Genomic DNA, 18,970 nt, shown 5'->3' on the forward strand with positions numbered 1-18,970 from the left:
CAGGAATCCTGCCTGTCGGGGACGACCCGCGCCAGGGTCCGGTCGTGCCGATAGTTGAGGGCTCACCGACCGAGGGGCCCATCGACCGACAGACCCATCGACGACGGCTCATCGGCCGAGGTGGGACAGCACCTCCGCGGGCCGGTCGGTGATCAGGCCGTCGACGCCGAGCTTGAGCAGCAGGTCGACGTCGTCGGGCTCGTTCACCGTCCAGACGTACACCTCCTGGCCGCCCGCCTTGAGCCGGCGCACCAGGTCCGGCCGGCGGCGCACCAGCTCCAGGCCGGGGCCGGCGATCCGGGTGCCGAACGGCAGCCGCCGGATGCGCAGGCCCGGCGGGAGCAGGTCCATCAGCTGCACCGTGGGCAGCGACGGCAGCAGCTCCCGGGAGCGGCGCACCGCCAGCGGCGAGAACGACATCACCGTCACGCGCAGCCGCGGCTGCGCGCCGGCGGTCAGGCCGTGCCGGGTGAGCTGCGCGCGCAGCCGGTACTCCACGGCCTTGCCGTACCGGTTGGGGTGTTTGGTCTCGACGAGCAGGCGGACCGGGCGGCCCGCGGCGCGCAGCGTGTCGAGCAGGTCGTCCAGGGTCAGCACCCCGGCGGGCGAGCCGCCCGGGTGCCAGGAGCCGAAGTCGAACTTCTGGAGCTGGGCCAGGGTCAGCCCGGCCATCGGCCCGTGCCCGTCGCTGACCCGGTCCAGCCGCCGGTCGTGCAGGCAGACCAGGTGCCCGTCGCGGGTGAGCCGCACGTCGCACTCGACGCCGTCGGCCCCGTCGCGCAGCGCCTGCTCGTACGCGGCGAGCGTGTGCTCGGGCAGCGCGAAAGAGGCGCCGCGGTGTGCGAAGACCAGCGGCGCCGGATCGGCGGACAGGACCATGGTCAGACGATCTGCGGCTGGCCGCCGTGGTCGGACACGAGCGGGCGGCCCGCCGCGGCCCAGCCCATCATGCCGCCGTCGAGGTTGGTGACGTTGTCCCAGCCCTGCTGGCGCAGGTATGCCACAACCTGGCCGGACCGGCCGCCCACCCGGCACACCACCACGACCTCGCGGTCCTGCGGCACCTCGGCCATCCGGGCCGGGATCTCCATCATCGGCAGGTGTACGGCCCCGGGGGCGTGCCCCGCGCTCCATTCGTCGTCCTCGCGGACGTCGAGCAGGTAGACGTCGAGGGGCACGTCGGCAACGGTCACGGTGGGGATCTGCGCAGCGAACACGCCTGCCAGTGTAGAGGTCAGATCGAATTCACCCATTGCGGATGCTCCCGGGCCCAGTCCGCGAGCGTCCCGTCGCGCAGCGCCTGGAAGAGGCTGTCCGACTCGGGGTCGGCCAGCACGTACGAGACGCCGCCGATGCTGGCGATGTGGGAGGGCATCCGGATGCCGACCAGGCCGTCGGGGTGGATGTTGCGCAGGGCCAGGACCAGGTCGGTGATGCTGGCGCTGCCGGTGTCGACGGTCAGCGACCGGCCGATGCCGCGGATCAGCAGGTCCAGCTTGATCGGGTTGCGGGCGACCCCGCTGGCCAGTGCCTTGTCCAGCACGGCCTTGACCAGCTGCTGCTGGTGCCGCTGGCGGTCGTAGTCGCCGTTGGGCAGGCCGTACCGCTGGCGCGAGTAGTCGAGGGCCTCGGCGCCGGTCATCGCGCGGCAGCCGACGGGGAAGTCCCGGCCGGTGTGGATCGAGGTGATCGGGGTGTCCACGCACATGGTGACGCCGCCGAGCGTGTCGATCACCTTCACGAACCCGCCGAAGTCGATCACGGCGGCGCCGTCGAAGCGGATTCCGGTCAGGTCGGTGAGTGTGGCCGAGAGCAGCTGCACGCCGCCGCTGCCGGTGCCGCCGTACTCGAAGGCGGCGTTGATCTTGTCCTCGGCTCCCGGGTAGCCGGTGCCGCGGAAGGACGGGATGCGCACCCGCAGATCGCGCGGGATGGAGACCAGGTGCGCCTCGGTCAGCGCGGCGTTGACCTGGACGATGAGGATCGTGTCCGTGCGCTGGCCCGCGTCGGGATTGGCCGAGCGCAGGTCGGAGCCGATCAGCAGGTAGTTCAGCGGCCCGGCCATGTTGCGCCAGCCGACGAAGGAGTCGCCGTCGCGGGCCCGCTCGTCGAGCAGCACGTCGCGGCCGACGGCCGCCTCGTACCGGTGCAGCAGGGCCCGGCCCGCGACCACGCCCCCGCCGACCAGGAGCACGAGTGCCACCATGAAGGCCGCCGTGAGCTGCCGCCAGTTGCCGCGCCGCGCCGGGGTGCCCGCCGCCGTGCGGGGCGCGGCCGCGGCGAGGGCCGGGTTGGCCGGGACGGACTCGGGCCAGCCCAGACCGGTGGCCATGGGGCCGGGCCGGTGTACCGGCGTGACGGGCCAGCCTATGCCGCTGGCCCGTTTCCCGCTCGCACCGGCGCCAGACTGGTCCTGGCGCCATGTGGGCATGGACACGACGCCCTCCTCGGAAGCGAGAAACCCTCACTGCCCAGGGTAGGAAGCGCCCATGCCGATTTCCCGGCAATCGGAAACTATTTCTCGTTATTGACCAGCTCTGGGTTCATCAGAACGAACTGTCCGAGAGTGTCGGTTTTGGCGGCGGTGAACATCTGCATCGTGAGCTGGTTCAGCCCCTCGCCGCCCTCGGCGGTGTTGTAGTTGCCGCCGTTGGTCTTGAGCAGCACGAGGTCCGCGCCGGCCAGGTCCTTCATGGTGAACAGGAAGTCGACCGGCTCGCTGGCCCCGGTGTCCAGCAGCATCGACTTGCCCACCGCCTTGATCAGGTTGTTGACCTTGCCGAAGTCGGTCAGCATCTCGGCCGAGGCCGCCTTCTTGGCCATCGCCTTGATGAGCTGCTGCTGGTGGCGCTGACGCGCGTAGTCGCCGGTGCCGTCGGCCGCGTGCTTGCGGATGCGGGAGAAGTCCAGCGCCTCCCAGCCGGCCATGTTGCGGCAGCCCTTCTTGTGCACGAACTCCTTGCCCAGCAGGCCGCGGTCGCGCTCGACCTTCAGGTTGTCGTTGCCGGAGCCGGGCACGTACTGCGGCTTGCCGTCGATCATGAAGAAGTGCGAGGACTTGGTGTCGGCCTCCACGCACAGGTACACGGTGCCCAGCGCGTCGATGACCTGCTTGAACCCGGCGAAGTCGATGACCGCCGCGCCGTCGAACTGGATGCCGGTCAGGTTGCGCACGGTCTGGTAGGTCAGCTTCAGGCCGCCGGCCCAGCCGCCGCCCTTCTGCGCCCCGAAGAAGAAGGCCGCGTTGGCCTTGTCGCGGTGGCCGCCGTACCCGTTGCCCGCGGCCGGGATGTCCACCAGCGCGTCGCGCGGGATCGACATCAGGTACGCCTGGTCGTGCGTGGCCGGGATGTGCAGCAGCATGATGGTGTCGGCGCGCGCGTCGTCGGCACGCTGCCCCGGCCGGGTGTCGATGCCCAGCAGCAGCATGTCGATCGCGCCCTTGAGCGCCTCGCCCTTGGGCGCGTCGGCGTTCTCGATGACGTTCGCGGTCTGCAGGTTGTCCTGCACGTTGCCCACGAACGAGTGGATGCCGACGATGGCCCCGCCCGCCGCCAGCATCAGCAGGGCGCCGAAGGTGACGGCGAGTTTGGACCACAGTGGCGCGCGCCCGCGCCTGCCCCGTTTGCGGGAGGCGGACTTACCGCCCGCCCCCGCCGGCCGCGTGCGCTGTCTCGGCACGCCGCCCGTCGTCTTGCTGCTGCCCTTCGGTGCCTTCTTCGCCACGTGACCTCCAGGTCCGTGCGGTGCCGGTCATCGGGGATGCGCTACTTCTCGTTGTTGACGAACTCCGGGTTGTACAGGACGAACTGGCCGAGCGTGTCGTTCTTGGCGGCGGTGAACATCTGCATGGTGCCCTGGCTCAGCGCCTCGCCACCCGAGCCGGTGCTGTTGAACCAGCCCGCGTTGGTCTTGAGCAGCACCAGGTCGGCGCTGGCCAGATCCTTGAGGGAGAACAGGAAGTCGATCAGCGGGCGGCCCTTGGTGTCCAGGATCATCGAGGACCCGATCGCCTTGGTCAGCGTCGAGATCTTGTTGATGTCGGTGAGCACGCCGCTGCTGCTGGCCTTCTTGGCCATGGCCTTGATGAGCTGCTGCTGGTGCCGCTGGCGGCCGTAGTCGCCGTCGTCGAGCGACTTGCGGATGCGCGAGTAGTCCAGGGCCTCCCAGCCCTCCATCTCGCGGCAGCCCTTCTTGTGCACGTACGGCTTGAGGCCCTGGGAGTGCGCCTTCTGCTCGTTGACGTACGTGATCTTGCCGTTGACGTGGTAGTAGTGCAGCGACTCCGAGTCGCTCTCCACGCAGATGTTGATGGTGCCCAGCGCGTTGATGACCTTCGAGAAGCCGCCGAAGTCGATGACCGCGGCCCCGTCGAACTTGATGCCGGTCAGCTTGGTGACGGTGGCCGCGGTGAGGGCCATGCCGCCCTCCCAGCCGCCGCCGTTCTGGGCGCCGAAGTAGAAGGCCGCGTTGATGCGGTCGTTGCCGCCGCTGTAGCGGGTCTTCGGGTTCGCGGGGATGTCGACCATCGAGTCGCGCGGGATCGACATCAGGTATGCCTGGTCGTGGCTGGCCGGCACGTGCAGCAGCAGGATCGTGTCCGCGCGGGCGTTGTTGCGCTCCTGAGTGGCGCGCACGTCGATGCCCAGCAGCAGGATGTCGATCGCGCCGGAGAGGTCGGCGCCCTGCGGGCCGGTGTCCTTGCCGGCCTCGTCGAGCACGCTGACGACCTGGATGCTGTTCTCCAGATCGCCGACGACCGACTTGATGCCGACGATCGCGGCGCCGGCGACCATCATCAGCAGCGCGCCCAAGGTCACCGTCAGCTTCGCCCACACCGGGCTGCGCTCGCGCTTCTTCTTCCGCCCGGAGCCCTTCTTCTTGCTGCCGGGCTTCTTCAGCGAGTGACTGGCGCCGCGCGGGGCGGGCTCGTCGTACTCGTCATAGGGGTCATGAGCCTGTCCCCGGCTGCGCTGCTTGGGAACAGCGTTCTTCGCACCGCCCCGACGAGCCTGCTTCGCCACGTGTATCCCCCGGTCCCTTTGCCGTAGACCGGGCCACTGTAATAGGTCCTCCTGTGAAGCGGCGAGAGAGCATAGAGCGATTTGAATCGATATGCCCTATTTGCGGAGAAACTTGTTGCCTCAGCTCTTGCCGGGCCCGGCAGGTGACGGGCTCGTGTGAGCTGTGACCCATTCCTTCACCTTGTCGTTGGCGACCGCCTGGTAGAGCTCGATCGCCTTCGGGCGGTCGGAGACGACCACGCTCTCGCCGTTGACCATCTGGCTGCCCAGGTGCGGGCTCGTCATGAAGGTCAGGTTGTCGCTGCGGATGCCGCGGAACTGCAGCGCCATGTCGACCAGGTGGAAGTCGTTGTCCACGGTCACCGCGCTGGTCATCGCCTCCAGGAAGCTGTGCAGCTTGCTGGGGTTGGTCAGGGTGCCGCCGCTGGCCGCCTTGTCCAGCAACGCCTTCAGCAGCTGCTGCTGGTGGCGCATGCGGGCGAAGTCGCCGTCCGGGAACTGCTTTCGCTGTCGTGCGTAGTCGAGCGCTTCCTCTCCGTTGAGGTGCATCGTGCCCTTGGTGAAGGTGCGCTTCGGCTTGTGGATCGAGGTGATGGTCCGCTCGATGTTCATGTCGACGCCGCCCAGGGCGTCGACCACATCCTTGAAGCCGCCGAAGTCGATCAGCATGACGTGGTCCATGCGCACCGAGGTGAAGCACTCGACCGTCTTGACCAGCAGCGGCATGCCGCCCCAGGCGTACGCGGCGTTGATCTTCGCCTTACGGGTGCCGCAGTCGGGGTCGGTGGCCTGGTGCGGGATGAAGACGTGCAGGTCGCGCGGCATGGAGATGAGGTAGGCCTGGTCCTGGCTGGCCGGCACGTGCATCAGGATGATCGTGTCGGTGCGCCACTCGCCGCCCTTGTCGGTGGGCGCGTCCGGGTCGCGCGAGTCGCTGCCCACCAGCAGGATGTTCATCGCCCCGTCGGCCTTCTTGGCCGGGCGGCCGCCGGTCAGCGCCGAGAACGGGTCGGTGCGGGACAGGTCGCCCTCGACGCTCTTGGCGTACAGCCAGGCCCCGCCCAGACCCAGCCCGGCGCAGAGCGCCAGCGCGACCGCGGCCACCAGCGCGATCCGGCCCCAGCGCGGCTTGATCTTCTTCTTGGCGGCGCCGTACGTGTTCCCGCTGCCCGAGACCGGCACCCGGGCCGAACCGGACCGCCCGCGCGAGGACGCCGCCGCGCCCGGCCGCGATGAGCCGGAGCCGCCGGGCCGCGAGGACGCCGAGCCGCGTGCCGGGACCGAGGCCATGCCGCGCGGGGTGCCCTCGTTCCACGGGCGCGAGGTGCCGCTGCGGCCGGAGCTCCCGCTCACGCGCGGGGTGCCCTCCGGCGGGGTGGAGCCGCCCACGGAGGCCCGGCCCACCGACGCGCGGCCGCTGGGGCGCTGCGGGGGCTGGTCCGCGTCGTCCTTGGGCGTGCCGGCCTCGGGTTGGTCAGGGGTATCCGTAGACATGAGAACCAGCCTACGAGGCGGCTGCGACAACGCCAGGAACCGTGCAACTGCGGCGTGCCCAGCTCAGCATGGTGCGGCGGGGCGCACGCCCAGATGTTGATCGTGAGCCGATTTCACGACAGTGTCGCGTACCTGCCACGGTGGTGCAGCAGCGGCGGGTCGGCCGGGCCGAGCGTGATCTCGACCAGCGTCGCCTCCACCAGCAGCCCCCACCCGAACGGCCGCGCCCCGTCGAGCCGGCAGCCGACCCAGGTCGCCGAGCCCTCCGGCACCGGCCCGTACGCCGTCTCCTGCCACGCCTCCTGCCGGAACAGGCCGCCCGGGGCGGGCATCAGCCCGGCGAAGCGGTCGGCGAGCTGCCGGTGCGGCGGCCCGAGCGGCGTCACCGCGAACACGCCCGCGGCCTCGATCGCCGACCACAGCTCCGACTCGTCGTCGACCAGCCCGAGCAGGCGCCCCGGCTCTCCGTCGGCGACCAGGGTCGACGATACGGTCAGCCCGGCCGGCCCGGGAGCCGTCCACAGGCTCACGGTCATCGCGAAGCGACCCCGGAGCCGGCGCACAGGACTGCGCGCCGGCTCCGGGGTCGCGAACGGATCACTGTCGTGGATCACGTGGCTCGCCGGTGACCGCTCAGGTCCAGGCCAGCATGGCCGCCTCGGGATCGGTGAGGAAGGCGCCGATGTCCCGCAGGAACCTCGAACCCAGCTCGCCGTCGACGATGCGGTGGTCGAAGGACAGGCCCAGCGTCGTGATCTGGCGCAGCTTGACCTTGCCCTTGTGCGCCCACGGCTGCTCGCGTACGACGCCGAAGGCCAGGATCGCCGTCTCGCCCGGGGGCAGGATCGGCGTGCCGGTGTCGACCCCGAAGACGCCCACGTTCGTGATGGTGAACGTGCCGCCGGTCATCGCCGACGGCGGCGTCTTGCCCGACTTGGCCACCGCGACCAGCTCGTTCATCGCGTCGGCGAGCCCGCGCAGCGGCAGGCGCCCCGCGTCGGCGATGTTCGGCACGATCAGGCCGCGCTCGGTCGCCGCCGCGATGCCCAGGTTCACGTAGTCCTTGACCACGATCTCCTGCGCCGCCTCGTCCCAGGTCGAGTTGACCATCGGGTGGCGCTTGGCCGCCAGCAGCACGGCCTTGGCGACCAGCAGCAGCGGCGAGACGCGCACGTCGCGCCACTCGCGGTCGGCCCGGAGCCGGTCCAGGGCCTTCATCGAGCGGGTCATGTCGACCGTGAGGAACTCGGTCACGTGGGGGGCGGTGAAGGCCGAGGCGACCATGTTGGCCGCGGTCAGCTTCCGTACCCCCTTGATCGGGATGCGGGTCTCGCGTGCGCCCGGCACCGACGGCACCGCCGCGACCGCCGGAGCGGCCTGGGCGGACTGCACGTCGTCGCGGGTGATCGAGCCCTGCGGCCCGGTGCCGGCGATCGCGGTCAGGTCCACGCCGAGCTGGCGGGCCAGCATCCGCACCGGCGGCTTGGCCAGCACGGCACCGCCGCGGTGCGTCCCGTTGACCGGGGCCGGAGCCACCGGAGCGGGCGCCGGGGCGACCGGGGCCGGAGCGGGCGCGACCGGGGCCGCGGCGACCGGTGCGGGCGCCGGGGCGTCGGACTTGCGGGCCCGGCGGGTGGCCGGACCGCTGCGCGGGCCGTACCCGACCAGCACCGCGGTACGCCCGCTGGCGGTCGTCTCGCCGATCAGGCCGCCGGTGGCGACCGCCTCGGCCTTGGCGGCCGCACCCTGGCTCATGTCGTCGGCCGGGGCCGACGGGCCGCCGGTGTCGATGGAGATGATCGGCGCACCGACCTCCACCACGGCACCCTCGGGGTGGAAGATCTTCACGACGGTGCCGGCCCACTTCGCCGGGATCTCGACCGCGGCCTTGGCGGTCTCGACCTCGACGATGGGCTGGTTCAGCTCGATGACGTCGCCCTCGGCGACGAGCCACTTGAGGATCTCGCCCTCGGTGAGACCCTCACCGAGGTCGGGCAGGGGGAACTGGTTGATAGCCATGAGCAGCCCTCACCAGCCGAACGAGCGGTCGACGGCGTCGAGCACGCGGTCCAGGTCCGGGAGGAACTCCTCCTCCACCCGGGAGGCCGGGTAGGGGATGTCGTAGCCCGTGACGCGCAGCACCGGGGCCTCCAGGGAGTAGAAGCACTCCTCGGAGATCCGCGCTGCCAGCTCCGCGCCCATGCCCAGGTTGCCCACCGCCTCGTGCACGACCACGGCCCGGCCGGTCCGGCGGACCGACTCGAACACCGGGGCCATGTCCAGCGGGGACAGCGAGCGCAGGTCGATGACCTCCAGGTTGCGGCCGTCCTCGGCCGCCGCGGTGGCGGCGTCCAGGGCGGTGCGGACCATCGGGCCGTACGCGAGCACGGTGGCGTCGGTGCCCGGCCGGACCACGCGGGAGGCGTGCAGCGGGAACGCCGACGACAGCGTCGCCGAGGTGTCCACCTCGCCCTTCTCCCAGTAGCGCCGCTTGGGCTCGAAGAACACGATCGGGTCGTCGCTGGCGACGGCCTGCTGGATCATCCAGTACGCGTCGGCGGGATTGCTGCACGCCACGACCTTGAGGCCGGCGGTGTGCGCGAAGTACGCCTCCGGCGACTCGGAGTGGTGCTCGACCGCGCCGATGCCGCCGCCGAACGGGATCCGGATGACCATGGGCAGCTTGACCTTGCCCTGGGACCGGTAGTGCAGCTTGGCGACCTGGCAGACGATCTGGTCGTACGCCGGGTAGACGAAGCCGTCGAACTGGATCTCCACGATGGGGCGGTATCCGCGCAGCGCCAGGCCGATCGCGGTGCCCACGATGCCGGCCTCGGCCAGCGGCGTGTCGATGACCCGCTCGTCGCCGAAGTCCTTCTGCAGGCCGTCGGTGATGCGGAAGACGCCGCCGAGCTTGCCGACGTCCTCGCCCATGATGAGGACCTTGCTGTCGTCCTCCATGGCGCGGCGCAGGCCCAGGTTGAGGGCCTTGCCGAGGGTGAGTGTCTCCATCAGTGGCTCCCCTCGAACGAGGCGTGGTAGGCCTGGAACTGCTTCTTCTGCGCGTCCACCAGCGGCGAGCCGTTGGGGTAGACGTGGTCGAACATGGTCTCCGGATCCGGGTCGGGCATGGACAGCACGCGCTCGCGCAGCGCCACCGCCTCGACCTTGGCCCGCTCGTCGACCTGGGCGAAGAACGCCTCGTCGGCCAGGCCCTGCTTCTCCAGCAGCAGGCGCATGCGGATGATCGGGTCCTTGGCCTGCCACGCCTCGACCTCGCTGGCCACGCGGTAGCGGGTCGGGTCGTCGGACGTGGTGTGGGCGCCCATGCGGTAGGTGTACGCCTCGATCAGCGTCGGGCCCTGGCCGTGGCGCGCGTTGTCCAGCGCCGCGCGGGTCACCGCGTACGTCGCGAGCACGTCGTTGCCGTCGACCCGGATGCCGGGGAAGCCGAAGCCGGCCGCGCGCTGGTACAGCGGGATGCGGGTCTGGCGCTCCAGCGGCTCGGAGATCGCGTACTGGTTGTTCTGGCAGAAGAACACGATCGGGGCGTGGTAGACGCTGCCGAAGATGAACGCCTCGTTGACGTCGCCCTGGCTGGTCGCGCCGTCGCCGAAGTAGGCGATCACGGCCTCGCTGGTCTCGTCGTCGTCGCCGACCTTGCCGTCCTTGGCGATGCCCATGGCGTAGCCGGTCGCGTGCAGCGTCTGCGCGCCGATCACGATCGTGTACGTGTTGAACCGGTTGGCCACCGGGTCCCAGCCGCCCTGGTCCACGCCGCGGAACAGGCCCAGCGGCATGATCGGGTCGATGTTGCGGCAGTAGAGGACGCCGTGCTCCCGGTAGGTCGGGAAGGCCATGTCCTGCGGGCGCAGCGCCCGGCCGGAACCGACCTGCGCCGCCTCCTGGCCCAGCAGGCTGGCCCAGATGCCGAGCTCACCCTGGCGCTGCAGCGCGGTGGCCTCGGCGTCGAGCTTGCGGACCGTGACCAGGTCGCGGTACAGGCCGCGCAGCTCGTCATCGGTGAAGTCGACGGAGTAGTCGGGGTGCTCGACTCGCTCGCCCTCGGGGGTGAGGAGCTGTACGAACTCCGGCTCGGGGGGGCCCGAGCGCTTGCCGCCGCGGCGCGGGGCCGCGCGCTCGACTCTGGTCATCCGTGTCTCCCTGTCAGTGGTGCGTCGGCGGCGGGGTGTGCTGCCGCGCATCGGTCGGCGCCGCGTCACGCCCCTCGTGGAGGCGACGACGCCAGGCTGCGGCAGATATCACGGACCGGGGTGCATGGAGACCACGGCCACGCTGCCGCCTGGCCCCCATACTGCCGTATCCGTGGCGGCAGTCACAGGCCGGGCAGGTGATATTGGCAACCTCGCACGGAAAAAAGCAGGGGGGAAGAACACCTCAAATAACCGGATCATGGCGGTCAGTCGGGCATTCTAGGCGAATTCCCCCCGTGCCCCGAGGAGCACAACGATGTCCGATGACAGCTTCCTGGACCGGGTCTTCGGTCCTCCACCGCAGGTGGCGGCCGAGACCACACCGACACCACCCGCACCGCCGGGCCCCGCCGCCGGGCCCGCCGCCGCCCGGCGCCGCCGGGCCCCGATCTCGCCCCGCCGCTTCGCCCTCCTCGTCGCCGCGATGGTCGGGCTGACCGCGCTGCCGACCTGGGTCGTCCTGCGCGCCGGGGTCGACGGCCTCGACCCGGACTTCGGCTCCCGCCTGACCGGGCCGGTCCGGGCGTTCACGGTGCCCGGCGAGCCGCGGCCGTTCCTGCCGGAATACCCGCGGCAGCGGCCGACGCGGCCCGCGCCGCAGTCCGACCCGGTGACCGGGCGTCCCGCCGAGCCGCAGATCGTGGCCGAGGGCGCGCCACGGCAGGTCAAGGGTGCCGACCCGGTGCTGGAACGCCGCCGCACGGCCAAGCCGCCCGCGCCGCGCCCGGTCTGGCACCCGGCCAAGCCCGCCCAGCCCACCCGCCCCACCGGACCCACCCGCCCCACCGGGCCGACGGGTCCCGGTGGCGACCACGCCGGGCCCCGGAACTGCCCGCCCCGCCCCGGCGCCCACCGCCCGCGGCACCGCCCCGGCCACCACCAGCCCGGCCACCACCGGCCCGGCCATGCCCGCCCCGCGGGCCACCACTCCGGCTGGCTGCCGTCACGCGGTCACGCCGAACCGGTCCGGCTCTCCCGCCCCCGGCACGCGCAGGTCCACCGCCCGAACGTCCACCGCCCCAACGTCCACCGCCCCAACGTGCACCGCCCCAACGTGCACCGCCCCAACGTGCATCGCGCCCCGTCGCGGCACGCGGGCACGGGCGGCCGCTGACAGTCCAAGATCAGCAAAATTGCCGGGCAATCGGGCGTACGAGTGGTCTCGATACGCCCGACTGCCCGGCAATTCGGGTGGTCTTGAGGGTTGGTCCTGCGGGTCAGGAGAGGGTGGTGCGGGCGCGCTCGTACGAGGCGAGCACCCGGCGCACCGGCTCCACGACATACCGCAGGGCTACCTTGTCGATCTCGGCACGGCGCAGCGTCTCGTTGCGGGCGTCGGCGCGCTTGCGCCCACCGGGCAGCCACATGCGGCGCGGGGTCTGCGCGTCGGCCGAGGCCAGCGCCTGCCCGAGCGCGGCGGGCAGCTCGGCCAGCCGCGACACCGAGGCCCGGCGCACCGCCTCCGGCCACGGGCCGCCCAGGCCCACCGACGCGCTCGCCGAGTAGGCCTGGATCGCCTGCTCGATACGGGCGGGGTCGGTGCCCGCGGAGACCAGCCCGCGCACCAGCGGCGCCACCGAGGGCGGGCTCGCCGGGCCGCCGAGCAGCTTGGCCAGGTCGGACAGGATCACGTTGAGGTCGCGGTCGATGGTCTCGTGGACGACCGTGCCGCGCTCGATCATCGGCTCCAGCACGGCGCGCAGGTGGGCCACGCCCTGGTGCCCCGATGCCGCCTGCTCGGTGGTGAACGGGCTGGGCTTGGGCTTGACCGGCCTGTGCTTGGTGACCGGCAGCACCGGCACCGTGCCCGTGGCCGAGGTGGCCACCAGCGGCACGTCGGCCAGGCCGCCGTCGTCGAGCAGCTGGCGCAGGTCGGCACCGACCTTGGGCAGCTGGGCCGGCTGGAGCCGGTCGGTCTGGTTGAGCGCCACGACCAGGCCGGAGCGCTGGCTGGCGAGCTGGCGCAGGTAGCCCTCGTGCACGAGCTGGTCGCCGTACTTCTGCGGGTCGCAGATCCAGACCACCACGTCGACCAGGTGCAGCAGGCGGTCCACCTCGACCCGGTGGCGCGGCTCCATGGAGTCGACGTCGGGCAGGTCGAGCAGGATCATGCCGCGCAGGCCGACCTCGTCGTTGGCGTCCAGCGCCGACTCGCGGGTGAACCGGCGCCGCGACGAGACGCCGAGCCAGTCCAGCAGCTCGTCGGCCTGGCCGAGGCTGCCCCAGACACAGGCGTACGGCTCGGAGGTGGTGGGGCGCAGGATGCCCGCGGGCGACCGGTCGATGGTCGTGAACGCGTTGAACATGCTGGACTTGCCGCTGCCCGTGGTGCCCGCCAGCGCGATCGTCGTGAACGACGTGGGCAGGCGCAACCGGTCGGCCGAACGTTCCGCCACGGCTCGCGCGTACGCCAGCACCGGTTCGTCGGGCAGGTGCTCGGCGGTCAGGTCCACGAACTGCTGGACCCGGTCGAGCCTGGTGCCGACGGACTCACTGCCGGGGGTGGGGCCGGTCACAGGTCCCTCCTCACGCTCTCTTCAGCCGACTCGGCGCCGACCCTTGACTCGGCAAGTTTCGCATTCGCTGTCTTGTGGAGGAACTCCCAGATCGGGGTGACGACTCGATCGGACAGCATCCCCTGCCTGTCCAGCACGGATTCGGCGACGACGAACAGCGGCACGGGCTCACCGAGGAGCTGGGTGAGGTGCGGCAGGATCTCGTCGGCCGAGTGGTGCGGCACCCGGTTGAGCACGACGGCGAGATCGACCCGCCGCCGCTGCGCCGCGCGCAGATGCCGCCACGCCTCGGCGTCAGCGTACCGGGCCGCGGTGGTCATGAAGATCCAGAGGTCGGCCTGGTCGAACAGGCTCTCGGTGAGCGTGCGGCTGCCCTGGTCGATCGAGTTGAGGTCGGGGGCGTCGACCAGCGCGAGGTTCGGCGGCAGCGCCGGCGACGCGATGGGGTGCAGGTCGTGCCGGGGGGCGTTGGCCCAGCTGCGGGTGTGGCACACCAGCACCGGGCGGCGGGTGGTCGGGCGGAGGATGCCGGTGGCGCTGACGGGCGCGCGGACGAGGCTGTTCACCAACGTCGACTTGCCCGCCCCGGTGGGGCCGCCGACGATCGCGAGCAGCGGGCCGGTCGGCGTCGCGCCCGGGAGGGGGCCGCCGTGCCCCGGTCCGGCGGGCGCAGTGTGGTCATACACAGGGGAAGCCTAAGCGGAAAAGGGACACCTCACCAGGACAGCGTCGAAGTTGAGTGTGACTGACTCAACCACGCGCTTGACACTGTGCCGTCGCGTGTCAGTATTGAGCCATCCGGACTCAACTTGATGCCGGACAGTTCTGATCTTGGAGGAACACGAACATGGCACGTGCGGTCGGCATCGACCTGGGTACGACCAACTCCTGTATGGCCGTGCTCGAGGGTGGCGAACCCACCGTCATCGCGAACGCCGAGGGCTCCCGCACGACGCCCTCGATCGTGGCGTTCGCCAAGAACGGCGAGGTGCTCGTCGGCGAGGTGGCCAAGCGCCAGGCCGTCACCAACCCGGACCGGACCATCCGCTCGGTGAAGCGCGAGGTCGGCACCAACTGGTCCGTCGACATCGACGGCAAGAAGTACACCCCGCAGGAGATCTCCGCCCGGGTGCTGCAGAAGCTCAAGCGCGACGCCGAGGCCTACCTCGGTGAGACCGTCACCGACGTCGTGATCACCGTGCCGGCGTACTTCAACGACGCCCAGCGCACCGCGACGAAGGAGGCCGGCGAGATCGCGGGCTTCAACGTGCTGCGCATCGTCAACGAGCCCACCGCCGCCGCCCTGGCGTACGGCCTGGACAAGGGCAGCAAGGAGCAGACCGTCCTGGTCTTCGACCTGGGCGGCGGCACCTTCGACGTGTCCCTGCTGGAGCTGGCCGACGGCGTCGTCGAGGTCAAGTCGACCTCCGGTGACAACCACCTCGGTGGCGACGACTGGGACGAGCGCATCATCGAGCACCTGGTGAAGACGTTCCGCGGCCAGCACGGCGTGGACCTGTCCGCCGACAAGATGGCCATGCAGCGGCTGCGGGAGGCCTCGGAGAAGGCCAAGATCGAGCTGTCGGCCGCGAACACCACCGGCATCAACCTGCCGTACATCACCGCCGGCGCCGAGGGCCCGCTGCACCTGGACGTGACCCTGACCCGGGCCGAGTTCCAGCGCATGACCCAGGACCTGCTGGACCGCTGCAAGGGCCCGTTCGAGTCGGCCATCCGCGACGCGGGCGTCAAGCTCGCCGACATCGACCACGTCATCCTGGTCGGCGGCTCGACCCGTATGCCCGCCGTGACCGACCTGGTCAAGCAGCTCACCGGCAAGGAGCCGAACAAGGGCGTCAACCCGGACGAGGTCGTGGCCGTCGGTGCCGCGCTCCAGGCCGGCGTGCTCAAGGGCGAGGTCAAGGACGTCCTCCTGCTGGACGTGACCCCGCTGAGCCTCGGCATCGAGACCAAGGGCGGCATCATGCACCGCCTGGTCGAGCGCAACACCACGATCCCGACCAAGCGGTCCGAGGTGTACACCACCGCCGACGACAACCAGCCCTCGGTGCTCATCCAGGTGTTCCAGGGCGAGCGCGAGATGGCGGCGTACAACAAGAAGCTCGGCACGTTCGAGCTGACCGGCATCGCCCCGGCGCCGCGCGGCGTGCCGAAGATCGAGGTCACCTTCGACATCGACGCCAACGGCATCGTGCACGTCAGCGCGAAGGACCTCGGCACCGGCAAGGAGCAGTCGATGACCATCACCGGCGGCTCGTCGCTGCCGAAGGAGGACATCGAGCGGATGCGCCGCGACGCCGAGGACCACGCGGAGGAGGACCGCCGCCGCCGCGAGGAGGCCGAGACCCGCAACGTGGCCGAGGCCCTGCAGTGGCAGACGGAGAAGTTCCTCGCCGAGAGCGGCGACAAGCTGCCCGCCGACTCCCGCGAGAGCATCAACGAGGCGCTGAGCGACCTGCGCAGCGCGCTGGCCGGCAGCGACATCGAGCGCATCAAGCAGGCCCACGAGAAGCTGGCCCAGGTCTCGCAGGCGGCCGGGTCCGCCCTGTACGGCCAGGCCGGTGCCACCAACGCGGCCGGCGCGGGCCCCGAGGGGGCGACCGGCGCGCCGCGGGGCGGCGATGACGACGTCGTCGATGCGGAGATCATCGACGACGAGGGCAAGAAGTGACCGGAGCACAGGACTCGCCGGCGGCCGACGAGCAGTCGACCGCCGGCGAGCGCATCGTCATCAAGAACAAGCGGAAGATCACCCCGAGCGGAGCGACCATGTCCGAGCAGCCGGAGACCCCGGCCGCCCCGGCGGCGGCCGACCCTGCGCAGGAAGCCGTGCAGGCCGCCCCCACCACCGACCAGCCCGAGGCCGCGACCACCGGCGACGAGCCGGCCGTCGCGGAGACCGTGCCGGACGAGCCGGAGACGGCCGAGCCGGCGGCAGCGCCCGAGACCGGGGACGTCGCGGCGGAGGCCGGGGAGGCCGACGCGGTCGAGGGCGAGCTCGTCGAGCCCGCCCCGGCCACCCAGGCCCCGGCCGAGCCGACCGGGCTGGGCGCGGAGCTGGCGCAGGCCCGTACGGCGCTGGAAGAGCGCACCGCGGACCTGCAGCGGGTGACCGCCGAGTACGCCAACTACCGCAGGCGGGTGGAGCGCGACCGCACGGTCGCCGCCGAGCTCGCCACCGGCCAGGTGCTGGCGGCCCTGCTGCCGATCCTGGACGACCTGGACCGGGCCCGTGACCACGGTGACCTGTCCGGGCCGTTCGGCGCCGTGGCCGAGCAGCTCAACACCGCGGTGACGAAGTTCGGACTGGTCGCGTTCGGCGAGAAGGGCGATCCCTTCGACCCGAACCGGCACGAGGCGGTGGCCCACCTGACCTCCGCCGACGTCACCGAGCCGACCTGCATCGACGTTATGCGCCGGGGCTACCTGCTGGGGGAGCGGCTGCTCCGCCCGGCGATGGTGGCCGTAGCCGCACCGGAATGACACGATGACCGGAGCTCCCGCACCGCCCTTCCCGGGACGGCGCGGGAGCTCCGATCACGACAGGGGGAGGGGGTAACGGATGAGCTCGAAAGACTGGCTGGAGAAGGACTTCTACGCCGTGCTCGGGGTGGCCAAGGACGCACCGGCTGCCGAGATCAAGAAGGCGTACCGCAGGCTCGCCCGCGAGCTGCATCCGGACCACAACCCCGGCAACGCCGCCGCGGAGGAGCGGTTCAAGGCGGTGTCCGAGGCGTACGACGTGCTGTCCGACGACAACCGGCGCCGTGAGTACGACGAGATGCGCTCGCTGTTCGAGTCGGGTGCCTTCCGCCGCGGCGCCCGGGGCGGCCCCGGTGGCGCGCACCAGTTCGACATGTCCGACCTGTTCGGTCAGGGCGGCCGCGACCAGCGGTTCGGCGGCGCCAGCTTCTCCGACCTGTTCGGCTCGATCTTCTCGGGCGGGGCGGGCACCGCGCCGCGCGGCCCGGGGCGGGGGCGCGACGTCGAGGCCGAGATCTTCCTGGACTTCGCCGACGCGGTGCAGGGCACGACCCAGCCGCTGACGCTGCGCACCCTCGGCGTCTGCGAGACCTGCCACGGCGACGGCGCCAAGCCGGGCACCCGGCCGCGCACCTGCCCGCACTGCCACGGCACCGGCGTGGTCAACCGCAACCAGGGCGCGTTCGGCTTCTCCGAGGCCTGCCGCGACTGCCAGGGTGTCGGCACGGTGGTGGACCAGAAGTGCCCCGAGTGCCACGGCACCGGCGGGGTCACCAAGACCCGCACCCTGACCGTGCGCATCCCGGCCGGGGTCGCCGACGGCCAGCGCATCCGGCTGGCCGGGCGCGGCGAGCCGGGCGAGCGCGGCGGCCCGCCCGGAGACCTGTACGTCCGGGCGATCGTGCGGCCCGACAACATGTTCGGCCGCAGCGGCGACGACCTGACCGTCACCATCCCGGTGACGTACGCGGAGTCGGTGCTCGGGGCCGAGGTCCGGGTGCCCACTTTGGACGGCATGGTCAAGGTGAAGGTGCCGCCGGGCACCCCGAGCGGGCGACTGCTGCGCGTTCGCGGGCGCGGTGTGCCCAAACGCGATGGCGGAGTCGGCGACCTGCTGGTTACCGTGGAAATCGTGGTCCCGCAGCAGCTGTCGGACGAGGCCCGGGAGGCCCTGCTCCGGTTCGCGGAGCTGGCTCCGCCGCTGCGGCGCGACCACCTTGAGCGGAGGTGACGGCGTGGACGAGCAGGCCAAGGTTTTCCTGATCTCGGTGGCGGCCCAGCTGGCCGGGATGCACCCGCAGACCCTGCGGCAGTACGACCGGATGGGACTGGTCGAGCCGGGCCGCTCGCCGGGCGGCGGCCGCCGCTACAGCATGCGCGACGTGGAACTGCTGCGCGAGATCCAGCGGCTGAGCCAGGAGGACGGCGTCAACCTGGCCGGGGTCAAGCGGATCATCGACCTGGAGCGGATGGCGCTGGAGCTGCGCGAGGAGCTGATCCGGGCGCAGGAGCAGCTGGCGTACGCGCAGCAGCGCCTGGCGCAGCTGGAGACCATCTCGGCGTTCCCGCGCACCGAGCTGCTGCCGTCGGCACGTACCTCGACCGCGCTGGTGGTGTGGCGCCCACGCTCCTCGGAAGGCTGAGCCTCGGAAGGCTGAGTCTTCGCAAGGCCGGGCCCCGTACCGCCGCCAGCCGCTATCCTCGTACTGGGATCAGTCCGATTTATCGGACATCCCGGAGGGGGAATGCCATGGGCATTATGGACAAGGCCAAGGACGCGCTCGGGATCACCGATGACAAGGTCGATCAGCTTGGCGACAAGGCCAAGGGCGCCGTCGACTCCGCTGGCGACAAAGTCGACGACGCTACGGGCGGCAAGTTCAAGGACCAGGTCGACAAGGGCCAGGACACGGCCAAGGACGCGATCGACAAGATGACGCCATAGCCGTTGCGGCGTCATGCGAGTCCTTCGCGACGCAGAGAAAGAGCTCCCCCGGGCGGCCGCCCAGGGGAGCTCTTCACGTTCGCGCGCCTACTGGAGGCGGCGCGAGTGCCGCACCAGCCCGCCCTCGCACCAGTCGTGGTAGTCGAACAGGTGCGGGCGGGCCAGCAGCACCCGCGTGTTGTGCGACCAGATCGCCATCAGCTCGTCGCCCTCCTCCTCGGCCTCTTCCACCAGCTTGCGCAGCTTGCGCCGGGGGTGGGCCTTGAAGCCGGT

Annotated in this window: 17 protein-coding genes and 2 pseudogenes; 6 read left to right on the forward strand and 13 right to left on the reverse strand. The window is 71.4% G+C overall.

Features of this window, described 5'->3' with window-relative positions; all coding sequences use genetic code 11:
* Nucleotides 1-108: 108 nt before the first annotated feature.
* The 10 genes and pseudogenes from Cs7R123_RS20295 to pdhA form a co-directional block, all read right to left on the reverse strand.
* Nucleotides 109-879 carry a glycerophosphodiester phosphodiesterase family protein gene (locus tag Cs7R123_RS20295; RefSeq protein WP_212828642.1) on the reverse strand — a complete coding sequence of 257 codons (771 nt, stop codon included), beginning with the start codon at nucleotides 877-879 and terminating at the stop codon, nucleotides 109-111.
* 2 nt (nucleotides 880-881) lie between these two features.
* Entirely contained in the window at nucleotides 882-1,217 is a 336-nt protein-coding gene (locus Cs7R123_RS20300) for a rhodanese-like domain-containing protein (protein WP_212828644.1), read from the reverse strand.
* A gap of 17 nt (nucleotides 1,218-1,234) precedes the next feature.
* Entirely contained in the window at nucleotides 1,235-2,194 is a 960-nt protein-coding gene (locus Cs7R123_RS20305; protein ID WP_244872035.1) for an LCP family protein, read from the reverse strand.
* A gap of 320 nt (nucleotides 2,195-2,514) precedes the next feature.
* Nucleotides 2,515-3,726: an LCP family protein gene (locus Cs7R123_RS20310; RefSeq protein WP_244871936.1), complete on the reverse strand. Its 1,212-nt coding sequence runs from the start codon at nucleotides 3,724-3,726 to the stop codon at nucleotides 2,515-2,517.
* A gap of 41 nt (nucleotides 3,727-3,767) precedes the next feature.
* Entirely contained in the window at nucleotides 3,768-5,024 is a 1,257-nt protein-coding gene (locus tag Cs7R123_RS20315; RefSeq protein WP_244871937.1) for an LCP family protein, read from the reverse strand.
* A gap of 120 nt (nucleotides 5,025-5,144) precedes the next feature.
* The gene (locus tag Cs7R123_RS20320; protein ID WP_212828646.1) at nucleotides 5,145-6,518 is read right to left on the reverse strand and encodes an LCP family protein; all 1,374 of its coding nucleotides are present in this window, start codon (nucleotides 6,516-6,518) and stop codon (nucleotides 5,145-5,147) included.
* A gap of 113 nt (nucleotides 6,519-6,631) precedes the next feature.
* Nucleotides 6,632-7,129: pseudogene (locus Cs7R123_RS20325) on the reverse strand (flavin reductase family protein); the annotation flags it as partial.
* 22 nt (nucleotides 7,130-7,151) lie between these two features.
* The gene (locus Cs7R123_RS20330; protein WP_212828650.1) at nucleotides 7,152-8,537 is read right to left on the reverse strand and encodes a dihydrolipoamide acetyltransferase family protein; all 1,386 of its coding nucleotides are present in this window, start codon (nucleotides 8,535-8,537) and stop codon (nucleotides 7,152-7,154) included.
* Between the two features lie 9 nt (nucleotides 8,538-8,546).
* Nucleotides 8,547-9,530: an alpha-ketoacid dehydrogenase subunit beta gene (locus Cs7R123_RS20335; RefSeq protein WP_212828651.1), complete on the reverse strand. Its 984-nt coding sequence runs from the start codon at nucleotides 9,528-9,530 to the stop codon at nucleotides 8,547-8,549.
* The gene (pdhA, locus tag Cs7R123_RS20340) at nucleotides 9,530-10,672 is read right to left on the reverse strand and encodes a pyruvate dehydrogenase (acetyl-transferring) E1 component subunit alpha (RefSeq protein ID WP_212828652.1); all 1,143 of its coding nucleotides are present in this window, start codon (nucleotides 10,670-10,672) and stop codon (nucleotides 9,530-9,532) included. Before pdhA ends, Cs7R123_RS20335 begins: the two co-directional genes overlap by 1 nt.
* A 316-nt stretch (nucleotides 10,673-10,988) precedes the next feature.
* Between pdhA and Cs7R123_RS20345 the strand changes: the two genes are divergently transcribed.
* Nucleotides 10,989-11,846 (forward strand): hypothetical protein, encoded by an 858-nt coding sequence (locus tag Cs7R123_RS20345; protein ID WP_212828654.1) that lies wholly within the window; start codon nucleotides 10,989-10,991, stop codon nucleotides 11,844-11,846.
* A 103-nt stretch (nucleotides 11,847-11,949) separates the two neighbouring features.
* Here Cs7R123_RS20345 and Cs7R123_RS20350 read toward each other — a convergent pair whose 3' ends face one another.
* The gene (locus Cs7R123_RS20350; RefSeq protein WP_212828656.1) at nucleotides 11,950-13,248 is read right to left on the reverse strand and encodes a hypothetical protein; all 1,299 of its coding nucleotides are present in this window, start codon (nucleotides 13,246-13,248) and stop codon (nucleotides 11,950-11,952) included.
* The gene (locus Cs7R123_RS20355) at nucleotides 13,245-13,934 is read right to left on the reverse strand and encodes a GTPase domain-containing protein (RefSeq protein ID WP_212828658.1); all 690 of its coding nucleotides are present in this window, start codon (nucleotides 13,932-13,934) and stop codon (nucleotides 13,245-13,247) included. Before Cs7R123_RS20355 ends, Cs7R123_RS20350 begins: the two co-directional genes overlap by 4 nt.
* Nucleotides 13,935-14,095: 161 nt before the next feature.
* Here Cs7R123_RS20355 and dnaK point away from each other — a divergent pair, with 161 nt between their 5' ends.
* The 5 genes from dnaK to Cs7R123_RS20380 all read left to right on the forward strand — a co-directional run bounded on the left by dnaK (nucleotide 14,096) and on the right by Cs7R123_RS20380 (nucleotide 18,697).
* Entirely contained in the window at nucleotides 14,096-15,940 is a 1,845-nt protein-coding gene (gene dnaK / locus Cs7R123_RS20360) for a molecular chaperone DnaK (protein ID WP_212828660.1), read from the forward strand.
* Nucleotides 15,937-16,752, forward strand: a complete 816-nt coding sequence (gene grpE / locus Cs7R123_RS20365; protein WP_244871938.1) for a nucleotide exchange factor GrpE — start codon at nucleotides 15,937-15,939, stop codon at nucleotides 16,750-16,752. The genes dnaK and grpE overlap by 4 nt, the downstream gene beginning before the upstream one ends.
* Nucleotides 16,753-16,831: 79 nt before the next feature.
* Entirely contained in the window at nucleotides 16,832-17,983 is a 1,152-nt protein-coding gene (gene dnaJ / locus Cs7R123_RS20370; protein ID WP_212828662.1) for a molecular chaperone DnaJ, read from the forward strand.
* A 4-nt stretch (nucleotides 17,984-17,987) separates the two neighbouring features.
* Complete coding sequence (locus Cs7R123_RS20375; protein ID WP_212828664.1) at nucleotides 17,988-18,395, forward strand: heat shock protein transcriptional repressor HspR; 408 nt, start codon at nucleotides 17,988-17,990, stop codon at nucleotides 18,393-18,395.
* A 116-nt stretch (nucleotides 18,396-18,511) separates the two neighbouring features.
* On the forward strand, nucleotides 18,512-18,697 hold the full coding sequence (locus tag Cs7R123_RS20380; RefSeq protein WP_244871939.1) for an antitoxin: 186 nt from the start codon (nucleotides 18,512-18,514) through the stop codon (nucleotides 18,695-18,697).
* Nucleotides 18,698-18,784: 87 nt separating this feature from the next.
* Here Cs7R123_RS20380 and Cs7R123_RS20385 read toward each other — a convergent pair.
* A pseudogene (locus tag Cs7R123_RS20385) lies at nucleotides 18,785-18,970 on the reverse strand (hypothetical protein); the annotation flags it as partial.

The organism is Catellatospora sp. TT07R-123 (genome assembly GCF_018327705.1).
Taxonomy (GTDB): domain Bacteria; phylum Actinomycetota; class Actinomycetes; order Mycobacteriales; family Micromonosporaceae; genus Catellatospora.

Coding starts and splice junctions, on each gene's coding strand:
- dnaJ (WP_212828662.1), top strand. CDS start 16,832: ATGAGCTCGAAAGACTGGCTGGAGAAGGACTTCTACGCCGTGCTCGGG.
- Cs7R123_RS20335 (WP_212828651.1), bottom strand. CDS start 9,530: ATGGAGACACTCACCCTCGGCAAGGCCCTCAACCTGGGCCTGCGCCGC.
- dnaK (WP_212828660.1), top strand. CDS start 14,096: ATGGCACGTGCGGTCGGCATCGACCTGGGTACGACCAACTCCTGTATG.
- pdhA (WP_212828652.1), bottom strand. CDS start 10,672: ATGACCAGAGTCGAGCGCGCGGCCCCGCGCCGCGGCGGCAAGCGCTCG.
- Cs7R123_RS20330 (WP_212828650.1), bottom strand. CDS start 8,537: ATGGCTATCAACCAGTTCCCCCTGCCCGACCTCGGTGAGGGTCTCACC.
- Cs7R123_RS20345 (WP_212828654.1), top strand. CDS start 10,989: ATGTCCGATGACAGCTTCCTGGACCGGGTCTTCGGTCCTCCACCGCAG.
- Cs7R123_RS20320 (WP_212828646.1), bottom strand. CDS start 6,518: ATGTCTACGGATACCCCTGACCAACCCGAGGCCGGCACGCCCAAGGAC.
- Cs7R123_RS20380 (WP_244871939.1), top strand. CDS start 18,512: ATGGACAAGGCCAAGGACGCGCTCGGGATCACCGATGACAAGGTCGAT.
- Cs7R123_RS20295 (WP_212828642.1), bottom strand. CDS start 879: ATGGTCCTGTCCGCCGATCCGGCGCCGCTGGTCTTCGCACACCGCGGC.